The following is a 20,004-nucleotide window of genomic DNA, read 5'->3' as shown; positions in this document are numbered from 1 at the left end:
TTGCATGAGCAAGCAGATTCTGATTCTTCCTGGCGACGGCATTGGCCCGGAGATCATGGCCGAAGCGGTCAAGGTGCTGACGCGCATCGATGCGCAGCATGGCCTGGGTTTCACCCTGGTGTACGACGAACTCGGTGGCGCGGCCTACGACAAGTACGGCAGCCCGCTGGCCGACGAAACGCTGGAGCGCGCACGCGCTGCCGACGCGGTGCTGCTGGGCGCCGTCGGTGGGCCGCAATGGGACACCATCGACCCATCGCTGCGTCCGGAGCGGGGCCTGCTCAAGATCCGCTCGCAGCTGGGGTTGTTCGCCAATCTGCGTCCGGCACTGCTGTATCCACAACTGGCGGATGCCTCCACGCTCAAGCCGGAGGTGGTGTCCGGACTGGATCTGCTGATCCTGCGCGAGCTCACCGGCGGTATTTATTTCGGTCAGCCGCGGGGCACGCGCACGCTGGAAAATGGCGAGCGTCAGGCCTACGACACGCTGCCATACAGTGAAAGCGAGATCCGCCGCATCGCCAAGGCCGGCTTCGAGATGGCGCGTTTGCGCGGCAAAAAGTTGTGTTCGGTCGACAAGGCCAACGTGTTGGCATCGAGCCAACTGTGGCGTGCCGTCGTCGAAGAAGTGGCCAAAGACTATCCGGACATCGCGCTGTCGCACATGTACGTGGACAATGCGGCGATGCAGTTGGTGCGTGCGCCCAAGCAGTTCGACGTGATCGTGACCGACAATATGTTCGGCGACATCCTGTCCGACCAGGCGTCGATGCTCACCGGTTCGATCGGCATGCTGCCTTCGGCCTCGCTGGATGCCAACAGCAAGGGCATGTACGAGCCGTGTCATGGCTCGGCGCCGGACATCGCAGGCAAGGGCATCGCCAATCCGCTGGCCACCATCCTGTCGGTGGCAATGATGTTGCGCTATACGTTTGCGCAATCTGCTGCAGCAGATGCAATCGAGCAAGCGGTCGGCAAGGTACTCGACCAGGGCCTGCGCACCGCTGACATCTGGTCGGAAGGCACGACCAAGGTTAGCACGGTGGCAATGGGTGATGCAGTGGTGGCCGCGCTGTAACAGCGCTCGCTTCCCCGAGGCGTCTTGGCTGTACTGGTGGCTATCGTTCTTCGGACGATAGCCACTTTCGTTTGGTTGACCGATTCGTGATCACATCGTTCGACCGAAGCATCTGCATGAACCTGCGGATGGCGTGCGCAGGACTGGTCGGCATGCAGGTCGGTCGGTGACGCGGCGCCGCATCCGGTGTCGGGACACGCCGTGAATCCATCCCTGGAGGCTCGGTGGCGGCATGGATGCCGCCACACGGTCCCGCCCCCGGACGCGGCACCGCGTTCCCAACATTGTCGCCGCTGATCGGCAAGCAATGCTTTCAAGCGCGTGTGGTTGCCTGCCTATCATGGCCACCGTAATCGGTAAGCCATCTATCTGCTCTTACGGCGCCAGGATGGACGCTACGAATGAGCTGTAGCGAAGCAGGACCCCGGCATTTCTTTCCGCAACCGACAACAACCGGTGGTGCTTGCGCGGGTGCCGGCGTGGGACCTTGAGCGGCATGGATGCCGCGCCAGAGCCTACACGGACGTACTTGCGGCGTGTCCCACGCCGGTACACGTGCAAGCGCCCGCAGCAAATGGAAGCATTCGCGTGGAGCTCCGGATGTCGTGCACAAGATTGATCGGTAGGCGGAGTCGGTCGGCAGCGCGGCGCCGCATCCGGTGTCGGGACACGCCGCAAGTACGTCCCTGGAGGCTCGGTGGCGGCATCCATGCCGCCACACGGTCCCGCCCCCGGACGCGACACCACGCTCCCAACATTGCCGCCGCTGATGGGCAAACAATGCTTTCAAGCACGTGTGGTTGCCTGCCGATTTCATGGCCAACGTAATCGGTAAGCCATCTATCTGCTCTTACTGCGCCAGGATGGACGCTACGAAGGACCTGCAGCCAGCATGCCCTCTGCATTTCTTTCCGCACCCGATAGCAATTGGTGGTGCTTGCGCGGGTGCCGGCGTGGGACCTTGAGCGGCATGGATGCCGCGCCAGAGCCTACATGGATGTACTTGCGGCGTGTCCCACACCGGCACGCGTGCAAGCAGCCGCAGCAAACCGAAGCATTCGCACAAAGCCGGCAGACCTCGTGTGCGAGGCTGTTCTGTGTCGGTACGCGTGCAAGCGCCTGCAGCAACCCGACGCATTCGTACAGAACCCGCAGATGCCGCCCACAAGATCGGTGCGCGGCGCCGCATCCAGGGTCGGTAGGCGCACAGGCGCCCGCAGCAAATCGACGCACTTGCAAGAAAGTTGGGATACCAAAACCAAAACGGCCGGCAGATCACGCTGCCGGCCGTCAGGTTTGCATCGTCCAGCGAATGAGCGGTATTACGCCACCGCAGCCGTCTTGCCGGCGACCACGCCGCGCTCGCGCTGACGCAGCAGGCGGTTGGCTACATCCAGCCACGCCAAGGCGCTGGCTTCGATGATGTCCTTGCTGGTGCCGGTGCCCTCGTATTCCACGCCATCGTGGCGCACGCTCAGGCTGGCTTCGCCGCGCGCATCTGCGCCGATGCCCACGCTATGTACCTGGTAGCTGTCCAGCTCCAGCTTCACACCGGTGGCCGAGGCTAGTGCGCCGAAGAGCGCATCCACCGGGCCATTGCCCTGCGCGGTTTCGGCCACGCGATTGCCTTCCGGGTCGGACAGCTCCACCAGCGCATTGGCGCGGCTGCCGACATCGCTGATGGTCATCGACGCCAGGCGATAGCCTTCCTGCACGGTGGCGTCCTGCATCAAGGCCTGCAGGTCCGCGTCGGTGACCACGCGCTGCTTTTCGCACAATGCCTTGAACTGCTCGAAGACCAGCTTGACCTCTTCTTCCTCCAGCAGGTACCCCAAGGCACGCAAGCGCTGTTCCACCGCCGCGCGGCCGCTGTGGCGGCCCAGCACCATCTGCGAGGACTCCCAGCCTACGTCTTCCGGACGCATGATTTCGTAGGTGCCGCGATGGCGCAGCATGCCGTGCTGATGGATGCCCGACTCGTGCGCGAACGCATTGCCGCCGACCACTGCCTTGTTGCGCTGCACCGGCATGCCGACCAGGCGCTGCAGCAACTGCGAGGTGGAGACGATGCGTGGGGTGTTGATGTCGGTATCGATGTTGTAGAACGCACCGCGCACCTTCAGTGCCATGGTGATTTCTTCCAGCGCGCAGTTGCCGGCGCGCTCGCCGATACCGTTGATGGTGCACTCGACCTGCCGTGCGCCGCCTTCGATCGCCGCCAGCGAGTTGGCCACCGCCAGGCCCAGATCGTTGTGGCAGTGCGCGCTGAAGATCACGGTATCGGCACCTTCCACGCTGGCGATCAGGCGCGAGAACATGCCGCGGATTTCTTCCGGCGTGGTAAAGCCTACCGTGTCCGGCAGATTGATCGTGGTGGCACCGGCGGCGATCGCCACGCGCGCCACCTCGGCCAGGAAATCTTCTTCGGTGCGGGTGGCGTCTTCGGCGGAGAACTCGATGTCGTCGATATAGCCGCGCGCCAGCGTCACATGCTTGTGCACCGACTCCAGCACCTGCTCGCGGCTCATGCGCAGCTTGTGCTCGCGGTGCAGCGGGCTGGTGGACAGGAAGACATGCAGGCGCGGATTGGCGGCCGCCTCCAGTGCACGTGCAGAGGTTTCGATATCAGCCTGCAGGCAGCGCGACAGCACCGCCAGCGTGGGGCGACGCAGCTCGCGGCCGATCATCGCGACGGCCTCGCGGTCCGAATGCGAACTGGCCGGGAAACCGGTTTCGATGATGTCCACGCCGAGTTCGTCCAGCGCGCGCGCCATCACCAGCTTTTGCTGGGGCGTCATGCTGCAGCCGGGGGATTGCTCGCCGTCGCGCAGGGTGGTGTCGAAAATTCGGATACGCGGGGTCTGGTTGGATACGATCGTGTTCACCAGGAAGACTCCTCTACGGCGATGGCGGTGACAGGCGTTGGAGCGACTGCGGATGGGCGGGAAATAACGGGTGTTTCGGGAAGTGACTTGGCGCTGCGTTCGTTGCGAAGTCGCTCGGTGTTGCGACGACGCGGCTTGCGTGGCGGCCGCGGCCGTACCTCGGACAAGAGTGTGGCCAGAACAGTTGCGTCGATATTACCGCCAGAGACCACCGCACACTTGCGTTTCCCCGAAACGCGGCGGCCGGCGGCCAAGGCCAGCGCGCCAGCGCCCTCGGCGATGACGTGTTCTTCCAGGGCCAGGCGCACCAGCGTTTCGCGTAATTCGGCCTCGCGCACGATCACCACATCGTCGAGCAGGCTCGAGCACAGGCGGCGGGTCAGAAAGCCGGGAATCTTGACCTTCACGCCGTCTGCCAGCGTAGCGACGGGAGTGATTTCGCGCAGATCGCCGCGCACGGCGCGCGCCATTGAATCGACGCCTTCCACCTGCGCGCCGACGATGCGCACGCCTTGCGATTTCAGCGCCAGCGCCACCCCGGAGGCCAGCCCGCCGCCGCCGATCGGCACGATCACCACGTCTGGCGCATGCGCGGCCAGTTCGATGCCGACCGTGCCTTGCCCGGCGATCACATCCGGGTCGTCAAAGGCGGACAGAAAACGGTAGCCGTTCTGGTCGGCCAGCTCGCGCGCGAACGCAAACGCCTCGTCGTAGCTGTTGCCATGCTGGCGGACGGTGGCGCCCCAGTGCGCAACGCCGGCGATCTTGGTCTGCGGCGCGCCGTAGGGCATCACCGTGATGGCCTGCACGCCCAGCCGGTACGCCGACCACGCCACACCTTGCGCATGATTGCCGGCCGAGGCGCAGATCACCGGGCGCTCGTCGCCGCGTTCCAGCCCTGCCAGCAGGGCGTTCAATGCGCCGCGCACCTTGTAGGAGCCGGTGCGCTGCAGATTTTCCAGCTTCAACCACACACCGAAGCGCTCGGCGTAATGCAGCGGCGTGGGCGACAGATACTTGCGCAGACGGGCCTGCGCGGCCAGGACGTCGGCCACGCTGACCGCCACGTCGCCTACGTCTGGCTCCTGCGAGGAGGGGCGGCCGGAATCAGGCATTGCGGCACGCGCGCGGCCGATCCGGGAGAAGACACCTCCGGACAGCGGTTTCATGCTCGCGCGAGGTCCGGGCGTTCACGCCGCGACCTCGACCGAGTCCAGCGCGGTGATCACCACCGACTCGCAGTCGTACACCTTCTCCAACTGCAGGCGCAGCGTCTCCGGCGGGCGGGTGCTGTCCACGTCCAATTGCAGATGCCAGCGGCCGGCATCGTCCGGGGCGCTGGCGCCCTGGATGGCGCAGGGGCGGAAGCCGCGTCGCTCGGTCATGCCGAGCACGCGCACCAATGCGCCTTCGGCCGGCTTCAGCACCAGATCAAGCCGGTAACGCATGCGATGTCTCCTTGGCCGCGTGTGCGGGATTGCTGTCCAGCATGGTGCTGTTGGCGTTGTTGGGCGGCACCAGCGGCCACACGTTGGCACGCGCGTCGATGGCCACATGCAGCAGGCCGGGGCCGGGTTGCGCCAGCAGTTCGGCCAGTGCGGCATCGACATCGCCGCGCGCGATGATGCGCTTGGCCGGGATGCCGAAGACCTGCGCCAGGGCGGCAAAATCCGGGTTGTCGGACAGATCGATTTCGCTGTAACGCTCGGCAAAGAACAGTTCCTGCCACTGCCGCACCATGCCCAGCGAGCTGTTGTCCAGCAGCACGATCTTCACCGGCAGCTTGCAGCGCGCGATCGTCACCAGCTCCTGCACGTTCATCATGAAACTGCCGTCGCCGGAGACCAGTACCACGGTGCGGTCGGGGCAGGCGAACTGCGCGCCCATCGCCGCCGGCAGGCCGAAGCCCATCGTGCCGAGCGCGCCGCTGGTGAGGTGATTGCGCGGATCGTTGAAGCGGCAATGCTGGGCCACCCACATCTGATGCTGACCTACATCGCAGGCGATGATGGTGTCGGCCGGAGCCACTTCGCTCAGGCGCTTGAGCAGCGCCGGTGCGTAGATATCGGTGCCGGGCGCGTCGTAACGCGCGCCGAATTTTTCGCGGTTGGCAAAGCAGCGCGTACGCCATGCCTGGCAATTGCCACGTGCCGCGCTCAGCGCTTTCAGGCTGACCGCCACATCGCCGGGCACAGCGATGTCGGCCGTACGCAGCTTGGAGATTTCATACGCATCGGCATCCAGATGGATGACGCGCGCAAATGGTGCGAATTCGCTCAACTTGCCGGTGGCACGGTCGTCGAAGCGCGCGCCGACCACCACCAACAGATCGCATTCCTGGATCGCCATATTGGCCGCACGGGTGCCGTGCATGCCCAGCATGCCCAGATAATCCGGATGCGCATGCGGCAACGCGCCCAGCCCGCGCAAGGTCAGCGCGGTGGGAATGCCGGTGGCTTCGACAAAGCGCCGAAACGCCTCCACCGCACCGGCCAGGGCGATGCCGCCACCGCCGTACAACACCGGGCGTTCGGCGCTGGCGATGGCCGCCAGCGCTTCGGCCAATTTCGCATCTTCCGGGGCCGGAGGTGGCAACACCGCCGCCGGCACATGATCGGGCAGATGCGAGGCATCGGCGATCTGCACGTCCTTGGGCAGGTCGATCAGCACCGGCCCGGGACGTCCCTCGCGTGCGATGCGGAACGCTTCACGCACCATCTCCGGAAGATCCTCCACACGCCGCACCAGAAAGCTGTGCTTGACGATCGGCATGGTCATGCCGAACACGTCCAGTTCCTGGAACGCATCGGTGCCCAGCAGGGGCGTGGCGACCTGGCCGGTCAGGCACACCATCGGGACCGAATCGAGCATCGCATCGGCGATGCCGGTGACCAGATTGGACGCGCCCGGGCCGGAGGTGGCCACGCACACGCCGACCCGGCCGCTGGCACGAGCGTAGCCGTTGGCGGCGAGGGCGGCGCCCTGTTCGTGACGGACCAGGATGTGCTTGAGCCTGGAATCCACCAGGGCGTCGTAGAACGGCATGATGGTGCCGCCCGGATAACCGAACAGCGTTTCCACGCCTTCGGCTTCCAGGGCCTGCGTCAGCCAGCGCGCGCCGTTGCGGGGCGTGCTGTGTGCGGAGGTGTTCATGCGTTGCGGACCTTCGGTGTTAGCGGTGGGGGTGCGGCGGCATTACGCCGCTTGTTGATTCGCAGGTGTGGCGGCGGCTTGCTGCTGCCCGTTGAGCCACACCATCTTGGCGCGCAGCTTCTTGCCCACTTCCTCGATCGGGTGCTCCAGATCGGCCTGCTTGAACTTGTTGTAGTTCGGCAGGCCGGCTTCGTACTCGGCCACCCAGTTCTTGGTGAAGGTGCCGTTCTGGATATCGGTCAGCACGTCCTTCATGCGCGCCTTGGTGCTAGCGTCGATCACGCGCGGGCCGCTGACATAGTCGCCGTATTGCGCGGTTTCGGACACGAATTCCAGCATGCGGGTGATGCCGCCTTCGTAAAACAGGTCCACGATCAACTTCAGTTCGTGCAGCACTTCGTAGTACGCGATCTCCGGCTGGTAGCCGGCTTCCACCAGCACTTCGAAACCGGCCTGCACCAGCGACGATGCGCCGCCGCACAGCACGGCCTGCTCGCCGAACAGGTCGGTTTCGGTCTCTTCTTTGAAAGTGGTCTTGATGATGTTGGCGCGCGCGCCGCCCAGGCCGCCGGCATAGGTCAGCGCGAACTGTTCGGCCTTGCCGCTGGTGTCCTGGTAGACCGCATAGATGCACGGCACGCCGCGGCCGATCTCATATTCGCGACGCACCAGCGCGCCCGGACCCTTCGGCGCGACCAGCACCACGTCCAGGTCGGCGCGCGGGGTGATCATGTCGAAATGCACGTTCAGGCCATGCGCGAACAGCAGGCAGGCGCCTTGCTTCATGTTCGGGGCGATGACTTCTTCGTAGAGCTTCTTCTGCACCATGTCCGGGGTCAGGATCGCGACCAGGTCGGCACTCTTGACCGCCTCGGCCGGCGCCACCACGGTGAAGCCGTCGGCCTGGGCCTTGGATTCGGTCGGGCCACCGGCACGCAGGCCGACGGTGACGTCGAAGCCAGAATCGCGCAGGTTCAGCGCATGCGCGCGGCCCTGGCTGCCGTAGCCGATGATCGCGATTTTCGGTTGGGTGTCGTTGCTCATGGAGTAGTCCTTGCGGGGTTGGCAGTGGGAAAAGGATCAGCAGGCAGCGTCAGGGGCTGGCCGGCCAAGCAAAGCGGGGATGGACGACGGCACCGGCCATGCAGGCACTGCGCCAGCGCAGTGGTCGGCGCGGGTAGGGCAGTTGATGGCGATGTCGGTGATGTCGTTCATGTCATTCGAAACTTTTGGTGGTCCCTGAAACGCGAAACCCCGCGCCGTTGCCGGTGCGGGGTCTGATCGAAGCCTTGTGTGTCTGTTGCCTACACGAAGTCCCGTCCCGCACCGGTTGGCGAGGTAATAAGTACGAGCACGAGAAGCGACGCTGCCGACGCGCCGATGGGCGCGGACACTGGGGCGTTCGAGGTGGTGTGGCGGTGCGACATGAGACTGAGATAACCATCGCTGCAGGTGGGGTGTCAACCCTTGCGCATGAAACGGCCGCATCAATCGGCGCTGTGCCGCGCGAAACCGCGTGGCAGCAGCATGGTTGCTATTGAAACCGCATCGCTGCAGGCCGGTAACGGGCGATGCGAGTCACTAAATGCGCGGCATTTGTGCTGGCAGACAGTGCTCACCGAGCGAGGCGGCCCGACCCGCTGGTATGGTTGGCCACTCACCTGTGGTGTCCGGGGATCTTCTGTCATGCGTCGCGTACCTGTGTTGTTGATGTCTGCCCTGGCGCTGCTCGCGCCACCCCTCAGTGCTGCCGACCGGATCACCGGGCAGCCGTTCGCCACCCGCTCGGAAGTCATCGCCCCGCATGCGATGGCGGCGACCTCGCAGCCGTTGGCCACCCAGATCGCGCTGGATGTGATGAAGGAGGGCGGCTCGGCGGTGGACGCGGCGATTGCTGCCAATGCCGCGCTGGGCCTGATGGAGCCCACCGGCAACGGCGTCGGCGGGGATCTGTTTGCGATCGTCTGGGACCCCAAGACCAGCAAGCTCTACGGCTACAACGGCTCGGGCCGCTCGCCCAGATCGCTGACCCTGGCCGAGTTCCAGCGCCGTGGGCTGAAGGACATACCGCCGACCGGCCCGTTGCCGGTCTCGGTGCCGGGCGCGGTGGATGGCTGGTTCGCGCTGCACGAGCGCTTCGGGCGCAAGCCGATGGCGCAGAACCTGGCCCCGGCGATCCGCTACGCCCGCGAGGGCCATCCGGTGGCCGAGACCATCGCCTATTACTGGGACCGCTCGGTGCCGCGGCTGTCGCAGTACCCCGGTTTCAAGGAGCAGTTCACCATCGACGGCCATGCCCCGCGCAAGGGCGAGCTGTGGAAGAACCCGAACCTGGCCAACACCTTGCAGCAGATCGCCGACGGTGGCCGCGATGCGTTCTACAAGGGCGACATCGCCCGCACCATCGGCGCCTATTTCAAGGCCAATGGCGGCTACCTGAGTTACGAGGATCTGGCCAGCCACACCGGCGAGTGGGTGGAGCCGGTGTCCACCAACTACCGTGGTTATGACGTCTGGGAGCTGCCGCCCAACAGCCAGGGCATCGCCGCGCTGCAGATGCTCAATATCCTGGAGGGCTACGATTTCTCCAAGATCCCGTACGGCTCGGCCGAGCATGTGCACCTGTTCACCGAAGCCAAGAAGCTGGCCTTCGCCGACCGCGCGCGCTTCTATGCCGACCCGGCCTTCCAGCCGGCGCCGCTGGCCAGGCTGATTTCCAAGGACTACGCCGCGCAGCGTCGCGCGCTGATCTCCATGGACAAGGCGCTCAAGGAAGTGCAGCCCGGCACGCCAAAGCAGCTGGAAGAAGGCGACACCATCTACATGACCGTGGCCGATGCCGACGGCATGATGGTGTCGCTGATCCAGTCCAATTACCGCGGCATGGGCAGCGGCATGGCCCCGCCCGGGCTGGGCTTCATCCTGCAGGACCGCGGCGAGATGTTCGTGCTGAAAAAGGATCACCCCAACGGCTACGCGCCGGGCAAGCGGCCGTTCCAGACCATCATTCCCGCCTTCGTCACCAAGGACGGCAAGCCGTGGCTGAGTTTCGGGGTTATGGGCGGGGCGATGCAGCCGCAGGGGCACGTGCAGATCGTGATGAACCTGGTGGACTTCCATATGAATCTGCAGGAAGCCGGTGACGCGCCGCGCATCCAGCATGAAGGCTCCACCGAGCCGACCGGCCAGGCCACCGCGATGAGCGATGGTGGCGAGGTCAACCTGGAAACCGGCTTCTCCTACGACACCATCCGCGCACTGATGCGCAAAGGCCACCGGGTGATCTTTGCCGATGGCCCGTATGGCGGGTACCAGGCGATCGCGCGCGACCCGGCCAGCGGCGTGTACTACGGCGCTTCGGAAAGCCGCAAGGACGGGCAGGCCGCCGGCTACTGAGCAAGCGCCGGCGGTGCGGGGCACCGCTCAATTCCGGCTGCAGCGCGCCGCTAATGATCATGATGGATTAGGAATTCCCATGAGCTCGATGCAACAGCCCTATCCGCCGTCGCAAACGCATGCGGCGCTGCTCCCCGATGCACCGGTCGCGTTGTTGCGGCTATCGGCCGAGGTCTGTGTGGTGGCCTGCAATCGCGCCGGCCTGGACGTCCTGGGCAAGACCGCTGGGGAGCTGCAGGGCGCGCCGGCGTCGGTGTTGTGGGGATTGAGCGCAGCCGATCTGGTCGGCGAAGACGGCGTCTGGGCGGCCCCCGGCGACGACCCGGCCCGGCGCGTGCGCTATGTGCGCGACCGCGAGCACGGTGGCTGGATGCTGTCGCTGCCGCATGTGGAAACCGCGATCCTGCTGCGCGAAGCCACCCGCCTGGCCGAAGACAGCCGGCCGGTGCCGATCTCGCCGCTGCTGCAGCCGTTGGTGGCGCGCCTGCAGGCCGAGCACGAAGACCGCACCGTGCTGGAGCGCACCGCCCAGGCGCTGGCCGGCTGCGAGCTGGAACTGCTGCTGCCGCCCGGTCTGGCGGAGACCGACATGGGGCGCCGGCTGCAGGCCGGCTTCGGCAATCTGGCCGAGGCGATCCGCCAGGCAGTGGCGTTGTCGGTGCAGATCGCCGCCGAAGTGCCGCCGCTGGTGGCCGAGAACGACGAGATGGTGCGTCAGTCGCAGGCGCAGACCGAAGCACTGGATGGCGCCCGCACGGCGGTGGAGCGGCTTGCTTCGAGCCTGCACGACGTCAATGCCGATCTGGCACAGGTGATCGCGCTGGCCGCCAGCGCCGACGACAGCGCACGTCAGGGCGTCGCCGCCGCGCACGCGCTGGGCCAGGCCATGCACGAAGTGGAACGCCGCGCCGCGCGTGCCGGCGAGGTCATCGAAGTCATCGACTCGGTGGCGTTCCAGACCAATATCCTGTCGATCAACGCCAGCATCGAAGCCGCGCATGCCGGCGATGCAGGGCGCGGGTTCGCGGTGGTCGCCACCGAGATCCGCCGCCTGGCCGAACGCGCGGCAGCGGCAGCGCGCGACGTGCGCGCGATCCTGGCCGAAACCAGCGCCGCGGTGGGCGAGGGCGCAGCCTCCGCGCGCGGCACCGAAGCGGTACTCGACGGCATCACCCGCGTGCTCGGCCAGGCCAGCAGCGCGATGACCACGGTGGCCGGGCGGATCCAGGCGCAGGACGGCGAGATTCGCGGCATCGAAAGCGCCGTCGATGGCGTGGTGGCGCTGGGGCGCAGCAACCTGCAGCACGCCGCGCATGTGGCCGAACGCAGCGAGGCGCTGGAGCGCGGTACCGAGACGCTGCGCGACTGCGTGGGCCTGTTCCGTCTGCCGGCCGACCCGCTGACAGTGCCCCGGCACGCGCGCGTCAAGGAACTCGCCGTGGCGACCGCCGCTCGTATCGGCACTGCCCTGGCGCAGGCCATCGCACGCGGCCAGATCGACGAAGCGGCGCTGTTCGCCCGCACCTACACACCGATTGCCGGCGTGGAGCCTGCCAAGTTCAGCACCGACTTCGATGTACTTTGCGACGAGGTGTTACCCGCCCTGCAGGAGCCACTGCTGGATGCGCATCCGTGGATCGTGTTCGCCATCTGCGCCAATCCCGACGGCTACGTGCCCACGCACAATCTGCGCTTCACCCAGCCGCTGACCGGCGATCCCAAGCGCGATCTGGTCGGCAACCGCACCAAGCGCAAGTTCACCGACCGCGTCGGCCGCAGCGTGGGCGCGCACACCGACCCGTATCGCCTGCAGGTCTACCGCCGCGACACCGGCCAGATCATGTTCGACCTGTCGGCCCCGATCTACGTCGGCCGCAAGCACTGGGGTGGTTTGCGGGTGGGCTATACGCTGGACTAGCTTGCGTGGTCACTGCGGCGCGGCGGATACGGCACTGGACGTCGTCGCTGTGGTGGTGTCACCCAACTGCTAGGCAAGAAAGCGTTCGAGCGTGCGGTAGAAGGTGACCTGATTGGCTTCCTTGTAGAAACCGTGGCCTTCCTTGGCAACGGCCATCCACTGCGGCGCGTTGCCGCTGCGCGTCAATGCCGCGCGCAGGCTCTTGGCCTGTGCAAACGGGGCGCGTTCGTCCTCTTCGCCGTGCACGAGCAGCACCGGCACCTTGATGCGCTCGGCCAACATCACCGGGGAGTGTGCGGCCAGTTCGGCGGCATCACGGCCGATGGCGCGCTCCAGATACTTCAGGCCGTACTCGCTGCGATTGATGTCGCCCTTGCTGTACATCATCTGCAGATCATAGATGCTGGCCACACCGACCGCGCAGCGGAACAACTCCGGCGCCTTGACCTGCACCATCATGGCGGCATACGCGCCGAAACTGGCGCCATAGCTGCAGATGCGCGTCTGATCGGCCAGTCCCTGGCCCACCGCCCAGCGTACGCCGTCGATCAGATCGTCCTGGATGCGTTCGCCCCACTGGCGATATCCGGCGCGCTCGAACCGGTTGCCACGACCCAGGCCGCCGCGATAGTTAACCTGCAGCACCAGATACCCGCGGCTGGCCAGGAACTGGGCGTCGGTATCGAAGGCCCAGCCATCGCCATCTGCGTGCGGGCCGCCGTGCGGCAGCAGGATCATCGGCATGCGCACCCCGTTTGCGGCGTTGCCGGGAACGGTGAGCACGCCGTCCAGGGTCAAGCCGTCGCTGGCTTGAAAGGTCACCATGCGCCGCTCGCTCATCTGCGCCGCCTGCAATGCATTGCGTGCCTTGATGACGAGTTTGAGCGTATTGCTCGGCCGGTCGAAGATGTACCAGGCTCCGGCATCGCGGTCGCTGTAGGCCCTCAGCAGCAGGCCATTGCCGTCCTCGGTGAAATTGATGAAGTCCACGTACTGGCCGGCCAGGGTCTGGCTCAGGCTCCGGTGCAGTTGCGCTTCGGCGGTGTCCTGCTCGAAATAGCGCAGTGTCGGCCGCCCTGGCCCCAGCCGTGCAGCAAACGGCGTTTGCGGCGCCGAACCCCACTGCAGGTCATCCACGCTGTAGAACGGGTCCGACGCAAGCACGCTGCGCTGCTGGCCATCGGGATCGGTGGCCACCAGGACTGCAGGGCCACCCGCGTCGCTGTACCAGCCATAGAGGCGGCCCGGCTGCCGCGCGAATGCGATTGGTCGCCAGCTGGCCTGGACCTGGGTCATTGGCGACCAGCCATTGCCCGAGCGGCGGAACAGCAACGGGTTATCGTTGTCGTCGGTGCCGTACGCGTAGTGCGCCACGCCATCGTGGTCGAGCACGAACCGCAGATCGGGGACGTCGATGTCGGCCATCAGGCGATGGGTGTTGGCGTCGACGTCGTAGAGCATCGAGTGGCGCGAGTCCAGTGACAGACGCCGCATGTAGAAGTGCCCGTTGCGGCGACTCGGCAGGCCCTCGATATAGCCGAATCCGCGCTCCAGGCCCGCATTGCGCGTGCTTTGCAGGTAGCCGTACACATAGCGCTGATTGCTGCCATCCAGATCGGTGGCGATGATCTCCCCCATCGGCACGGGTTCTTCCAGCGAGCCGAGTTTGCGCCCCTTGCCGATCACCAGCCGCCGGTCGCTGACCCAGGCAATGCGCACCGGCAATTCATAGCGCGGCAAGCGCAGCATCGTGGTGGATTGCATGCCGGCGATGCGGTAGACCACCAGCGCGTAGTTGCCATCGCCCAGATCCGCGCTGACCGCCAGATGCTTTCCATCGGGTGACATCGCCGGCGAGGTGATCGGACCGGATTCGACGAATGCCTCGACAGGCGGCGCAGAGGCGGCCTGCGCGGTCCCTGAAAATATTCCCGTCAGCAGCACTGCCGCCCAGCCAAACCGGTGCATACCTGCATCTGCGTCGTCCATCCCCTGTTTCACAGAACGATAACGAACCGGCGACGGCTGTGGCAAGTAGGTCCAAAAAAAAGCCGCCAAAGATCGGCGGCAGGGAGAGAGAGCGGGTTTCTTGTTGTAGTGACTGCAGGCTAGCGGGGTGATGTGCCGTGGAAATGTCCCTGCATGGCGCCGCTGGCGTGCTGCGTGCCAGGCGGCCGCCTGCGTGTCAGCCCTGGCACATGCACAACGACCTCCCGAGGGAGGCCGTTGTGACAACCGGCGTATCCAGCCAGCGGGCCCGGCGGCCCAAGGGCGCGCGATCAGAAGCGCTGGGTGTACTGCAGATAGCTGTAGCGTCCCGGGATGGCATAGGCCGAATCGAACGAATTGGCAGAGGCGCTGAGCGCCACCGGTGGGTCGCGGTCGAAGACGTTGTTCAAACCCACGCGCACGGTTGCATTCCACGGCAGCTGGTAAGACACCTGCATGTCGTTGAACGCAGTTGCCGCGACGTGGCGATAGTTGCCGGCATCGTCCAGCTCCGAGTCGTAGTCCTTCATGCCCGAGTAGTAACGTACGGCCCAGTTGGCGGCCAGGTTGCCGTAGCTCCAGTCCAGGGTGAGCGTGCCGCGCGTGCGCCAGTTCGGGTTATCGGTGTGGTAGATGCCGTTGTAGCTTTCCCAGGCCGAATTGTCGTCCTGCTTCTGCTCGTTGACCGCCACGTAGGTCGAATCCAGCGTCAGCATGAACTGGCCGATCGCGGTCTGCGGCAGCTTGTAGCGTGCGGTGAAATCGTAGCCTTCCATGCGTTGCTCGCCGACGTTCACCGGCTGGATCACCAGGCCGGTGATGGCGCCGGTGGCATCGCGGGTGACCAGGTCGCAGAACGCCGAGACATTGAACTGATAACACTGCGACAGGATCTGGTTGGCGCTGAATTCGGTGATGGCGTCGGTGATCTTGATCTTCCACCAGTCCAGCGACACATCCAGGCCTTGCACCGAGGCGGGGCTGTAGACGAAACCGAGCGTGGCGTTCTTGGATTTTTCCGGCTGCAGGTTGGCGTTGCTGGTGTAGGTGAACGGATAGATGGTCTGGCCGGAGTTGCCGCTGGCGCTGTTGTACTCGGCCACGTAATTGGCCGGTACGCCGCCGGCCGCGCACGCGGCGGCAATCGTGCCGATGTAGGAGGTGCTGTTGGTCGAGCAGGGATCGGAATAGGTATCGAAGCTGTCCGATGCGCCCAGGTACAGGTTTTCGATCGATGGCGCGCGGAAGCCGGTGGCGTAGTTGCCACGGATCAACAGGTCGGCGACCGGCTTCCACTTGAAGCCGAATTTGCTGTTGGTGGTGCTGCCGAAGGTGTTGTAGTCCGAGTAACGCACGGCTGCGCTCAATTCCAGCAACTGCGCACCGGCCACATCCTTCAGTAGCGGAATCGCCACTTCGGTGTAGTAGTCGTTGAGCGTGTACGAGCCGGAGGTGGGCGTAAACGAATTGCCCGAGGTGTAACCGGCCGAAATCAACGCATCCGGCGAGGAGAAGCCGCTTTCCTCGCGATGCTCGACACCGGCGGCAAAGCTCATCCAGCCGGCGGGAAGCTCGAACAGATCGCCGGTGAGGTTGGCAGTGAAACTGCTGTTCTTGTACTGGTAGGTGTTGTGCGCGGTGAACAGGATGTAGTCCAGCATCTCCTGGGTCACGCCACCGGCCGGCGACAAGGGATTGAACGGCACGCAGCCGGCAATGACGGCGCCGCCGCTGTCCAGGCACGACAGGGTGCCATTGACGATGCCGGAGGCACCGAGCGCGTTGCCCAGGTTTAGCAGATTGACGTCGCCGTACTGGGTTTCGGTCTGGTCGGTCTGATTGTGCGCAAAGCCCACGTCCCAGCTGAACTGCCTGTCCGCAAACTGGAAATCGCCTTCCAGCCCGGTATACACGTGCGAGGTCTTGACGTCCTGCTGGTAGGTGCGCGCGAATTCGGTCAACCGGTGCGACCAGCCCACATCGCGCCCGTCGCCGCCGTAGGCGCTGTTGTACGGGTTGTAGTAGCTGTCGCCGCTCATCAGGATGCCGGTGTTGACCGAGGCCAGCGGAAAGCCGGCCAGCTGCTGCGACGATTGGCGGCGGTTGTAGAGGCCATCGAACTTGAAGCGCACGTTGTCGGTGAGTGCGTAGTTGCCTTGCACGTACAAGGCATCGCGCTTCTGCGGCGTGACCAGGTAATTGTCCTTGGCGTAGTTGTAGCCGTAGTCGGAGGTATTGAAGGCGGTGTACTCGTCCAGGCCGTAGCGCGGATAATTGCTGTCGCCGCTGGCGGTTGCGCTGCCGGGTAACACGGTCCAGGCACCGCTGTTGCCACCTGCGCGCAGACGGCCACTTGCCGAGTAGCTGCTGTAGGCCGACGACCCTGCGCCATACACCGGCTCGGCCGATATCTCGCGGTCGCCTGCCATCACCGCATCTTCCTTGACGCTGGACAGCCCGATCACCAGATTGCCATGCTCGCTGGTGGCGCCCACGGTGGCATCGAACGAGGTGCGCTGACCGTCACCCTGGCCGTACTGGCCGACGTAGGCATTGACCTCGGCACCATCGAAATCGCTGCGGGTGATGATGTTGACCACGCCGGCGATGGCATCGGAACCATAGATCGACGAGGCACCGTCCTTGAGCACTTCCACGCGCTCCACGATGGCCGACGGAATGGTGTTGAGATCCACCGAGCCGGACAGGCCCGATACCCAGCGCCGTCCGTTGACCAGCACCAAGGTGCGCGAGGCACCGAGGTTGCGCAGGCTCACGGTGGCCGAGCCGTCGCCGCCGTTGTTGACGGTGGAGTTCATCGTGGCGCCATTGGAGGGGATGCGCTTGAGCACGTCGGCCACCGAGGTCAGGCCCTGCTTTTCGATGTCCTGGCGCGTGAGCACCAGCACCGGTTGCGAATTTTCCACATCGACCGAGCGGATGCGCGAGCCGGTGACTTCGATCTTGTCCAGATTGGTCGGACTCTTGTCGGTCTGTTCCTGGGCAACGGCACTGGTGGTGATGCACAGGCCGATGGCGATCGCGAGCGAGCCCCGATGCAGGGTCGGGTGGAGCGTGGACATAGTCATGTGTACGGCGATTTCCGGTAGAGGAGGAACGACAGCGCGATCCCCGTTGGATGGCACCTGCACGCGTGTGTTCATCGACACGACACGCAGGCTTAGCGGGAATTTAACGAGCGGGTATCGCCACCGTTTTTCGCCAATCGGCGCCTTGTTGCGGCACGGCGCGCGTAGTGCGTGGACGCGCCATGCAATGCCGTGGCGAGGCCGTGCATGTGCACCGCCGACCTGCGGTGGCAGGCGGAGACATATGTCGCTGTGGAAGGCGAGGCTACTGCTGCACGCTCTGCCAGGTGGGCAGCGTTCGCTGCCCAGAACGGCATGCGCCGCTGGCGCACTCGGTGCGGGCGCGTTGCCGACGTCCCGCGATATTTTTTTCAGCCGTGCACGGTGCGATGTGGTTTAATCGCCGCCGAAGTGGGGGTACCGCAGTGCGCTGCGGTTGAGATAGTCCCTTCGAACCTGATCCGGCTGATACCGGCGTAGGGAAGCTTCGTTAGATGCGATGGTCCGTGCCTGCACGGGTGCATCGCCATTGAGCGCCGCCGCTTCGTCCGCCTGCGAATCCTTCGCAGGGCCAGCGCCGTGGGTGCTGGTCTTCCAGCACACAGGACGAACGCCATGAATGCCGCGCCGACCGTTTTGCAGCAACAAGCCCAGTCGCTGTCCGAGGCTGTGACCCAGCCGATTCCAGGCTCCCGCAAGATCTTCGTGCAGGGCTCGCGCGCCGACCTGCAGGTGCCGATGCGCGAGATTGCATTGACCCGCACACCGACCCTGTTCGGTGGCGAAGACAATGCGCCGCTCAGCGTCTACGACACCTCCGGGCCGTATACCGACCCGCATGCCGCGATCGATCTTGCAGCCGGTCTGGCGCCGCTGCGCGCGCGCTGGATCGCCGAGCGTGGCGATACCGTTGCGCTGGACGGCCTGAGTTCCAGCTTCGGCCGCGGCCGCGAGCACGATGCGCGTCTGGATGCGGTGCGTTTTCCTGCGCGGCGCCTGCCACGCGTGGCGCGCGAGGGTGCCAATGTCACCCAGATGCATTACGCGCGGCGCGGCATCATCACCCCGGAAATGGAGTTCGTGGCGATCCGCGAAAACCAGCGCCTGGAAGCGGTGGCCGACGCGATGCTGCGCAAGCAACATCCGGGCGAAGCTTTCGGGGCCGCGATCCAGCAACGCATCACGCCGGAATTCGTGCGTGACGAAATCGCACGTGGCCGCGCGATCCTGCCCAACAACATCAATCACCCGGAAAGCGAACCGATGATCATCGGTCGCAATTTCCTGACCAAGATCAACGCCAACATCGGTAACAGCGCGGTGTCGTCCGGCATCGCAGAGGAAGTTGAAAAGCTGGTGTGGTCGATCCGCTGGGGCGGCGACACGGTGATGGACCTGTCCACCGGCAAGCACATCCACGAAACGCGCGAATGGATCATCCGCAACTCGCCGGTACCGATCGGCACGGTGCCGATTTATCAGGCGCTGGAAAAGGTCGACGGGCGTGCGGAAGAGCTTACCTGGGAGATCTTTCGCGACACCTTGATCGAGCAGGCCGAGCAGGGCGTGGATTACTTCACCATCCACGCCGGCGTGCTGCTGCGCTATGTGCCGCTGACGGCAAAGCGGGTGACCGGCATCGTCTCGCGCGGCGGGTCGATCCTGGCCAAGTGGTGCCTGGCCCATCACAAGGAAAACTTCCTCTACACGCATTTCGAAGACATCTGCCAGATCATGAAGGCCTATGACGTGGCGTTTTCGCTGGGCGATGGCCTGCGCCCGGGCTGCATTGCCGATGCCAACGACGCAGCCCAGTTCGGCGAGCTGGAAACGCTGGGCGAGCTGACCAGGATCGCCTGGAAGCACGATGTGCAGACCATGATCGAAGGTCCGGGGCACGTGCCGATGCAACTGATCAAGGAAAACATGGACAAGCAGCTGCGCGAATGCGGCGAGGCGCCGTTCTATACCTTGGGGCCGCTGACCACCGATATCGCGCCTGGCTACGACCACATCACCAGCGCCATCGGTGCGGCGATGATCGGCTGGTTCGGCACCGCGATGCTTTGCTATGTCACGCCCAAGGAACATCTGGGCCTGCCCAACCGGCAGGACGTACGCGACGGCATCATGGCCTACAAGATCGCCGCGCATGCCGCGGACTTGGCCAAGGGGCATCCCGGTGCGCAGGTGCGCGACAACGCCTTGAGCAAGGCGCGTTTCGAATTCCGTTGGGACGACCAGTTCCATCTCGGGCTGGATCCGGAAAAGGCCAAGGAGTTCCATGATGAAACCCTGCCCAAGGACGCACACAAGCTGGCGCACTTTTGCTCGATGTGCGGGCCACATTTCTGCTCGATGAAGATCACCCAGGACGTGCGCGATTACGCGGCCGAGCACGGTATGGGCGAGGCGCATGCCTTGTCGGCGGGAATGGAAGAAAAGTCGGCGCAGTTTCTGGCGCAAGGCGCGCAGGTGTATCGCGCCACGTGACAT

The 20,004-nt window shown here is 65.1% G+C and carries 11 protein-coding genes and 1 riboswitch; of the genes, 4 read left to right on the top strand and 7 right to left on the bottom strand.

What is annotated here, in order from left to right; genetic code table 11:
- Positions 1–4 precede the first annotated feature (4 nt).
- On the top strand, positions 5–1,078 hold the full coding sequence (gene leuB / locus ABQY74_RS16200) for a 3-isopropylmalate dehydrogenase (protein WP_166773185.1): 1,074 nt from the start codon (positions 5–7) through the stop codon (positions 1,076–1,078).
- Positions 1,079–2,400: 1,322 nt separating this feature from the next.
- On the opposite strand, the gene ABQY74_RS16195 is transcribed toward leuB, so the two are convergent.
- From ABQY74_RS16195 to ilvC, 5 genes are all read right to left on the bottom strand, one after another.
- Positions 2,401–3,963: a 2-isopropylmalate synthase gene (locus tag ABQY74_RS16195; protein WP_065048240.1), complete on the bottom strand. Its 1,563-nt coding sequence runs from the start codon at positions 3,961–3,963 to the stop codon at positions 2,401–2,403.
- A complete protein-coding gene (locus tag ABQY74_RS16190) occupies positions 3,960–5,030 on the bottom strand; it encodes a threonine dehydratase (RefSeq protein ID WP_253657821.1) in 1,071 nt (356 codons plus the stop codon). The genes ABQY74_RS16195 and ABQY74_RS16190 overlap by 4 nt, the downstream gene beginning before the upstream one ends.
- A 123-nt stretch (positions 5,031–5,153) precedes the next feature.
- On the bottom strand, positions 5,154–5,411 hold the full coding sequence (locus ABQY74_RS16185) for an ACT domain-containing protein (RefSeq protein ID WP_016902670.1): 258 nt from the start codon (positions 5,409–5,411) through the stop codon (positions 5,154–5,156).
- Positions 5,395–7,116, bottom strand: coding sequence for an acetolactate synthase 2 catalytic subunit (gene ilvG, locus ABQY74_RS16180; RefSeq protein WP_349792321.1), 1,722 nt, complete (start codon positions 7,114–7,116; stop codon positions 5,395–5,397). The genes ABQY74_RS16185 and ilvG overlap by 17 nt, the downstream gene beginning before the upstream one ends.
- A gap of 42 nt (positions 7,117–7,158) precedes the next feature.
- On the bottom strand, positions 7,159–8,160 hold the full coding sequence (ilvC, locus tag ABQY74_RS16175; protein ID WP_016902672.1) for a ketol-acid reductoisomerase: 1,002 nt from the start codon (positions 8,158–8,160) through the stop codon (positions 7,159–7,161).
- A gap of 642 nt (positions 8,161–8,802) precedes the next feature.
- Here ilvC and ggt point away from each other — a divergent pair.
- Both ggt and ABQY74_RS16165 read left to right on the top strand, forming a co-directional pair.
- Entirely contained in the window at positions 8,803–10,512 is a 1,710-nt protein-coding gene (gene ggt, locus ABQY74_RS16170; protein ID WP_104560004.1) for a gamma-glutamyltransferase, read from the top strand.
- A gap of 79 nt (positions 10,513–10,591) precedes the next feature.
- Positions 10,592–12,430: a methyl-accepting chemotaxis protein gene (locus ABQY74_RS16165; RefSeq protein ID WP_349792319.1), complete on the top strand. Its 1,839-nt coding sequence runs from the start codon at positions 10,592–10,594 to the stop codon at positions 12,428–12,430.
- A 69-nt stretch (positions 12,431–12,499) separates the two neighbouring features.
- Here the strand turns inward: ABQY74_RS16165 and ABQY74_RS16160 are convergent, their stop codons facing one another.
- The gene (locus tag ABQY74_RS16160; protein ID WP_372469926.1) at positions 12,500–14,398 is read right to left on the bottom strand and encodes a prolyl oligopeptidase family serine peptidase; all 1,899 of its coding nucleotides are present in this window, start codon (positions 14,396–14,398) and stop codon (positions 12,500–12,502) included.
- A gap of 311 nt (positions 14,399–14,709) precedes the next feature.
- A complete protein-coding gene (locus ABQY74_RS16155; protein WP_349792665.1) occupies positions 14,710–17,481 on the bottom strand; it encodes a TonB-dependent receptor in 2,772 nt (923 codons plus the stop codon).
- Between the two features lie 430 nt (positions 17,482–17,911).
- Positions 17,912–18,009: riboswitch (TPP riboswitch) on the top strand.
- Between the two features lie 114 nt (positions 18,010–18,123).
- Between ABQY74_RS16155 and thiC the strand changes: the two genes are divergently transcribed.
- Positions 18,124–20,001 (top strand): phosphomethylpyrimidine synthase ThiC, encoded by a 1,878-nt coding sequence (gene thiC, locus ABQY74_RS16150; RefSeq protein ID WP_167709634.1) that lies wholly within the window; start codon positions 18,124–18,126, stop codon positions 19,999–20,001.
- Positions 20,002–20,004: the final 3 nt, after the last annotated feature.

The sequence above is a fragment of the Xanthomonas sp. WHRI 7064 genome, from assembly GCF_040202355.2.
GTDB classification, from domain to species: Bacteria; Pseudomonadota; Gammaproteobacteria; order Xanthomonadales; family Xanthomonadaceae; genus Xanthomonas; species Xanthomonas arboricola.
This window is presented reverse-complemented; position numbering and strand designations above follow the sequence as displayed.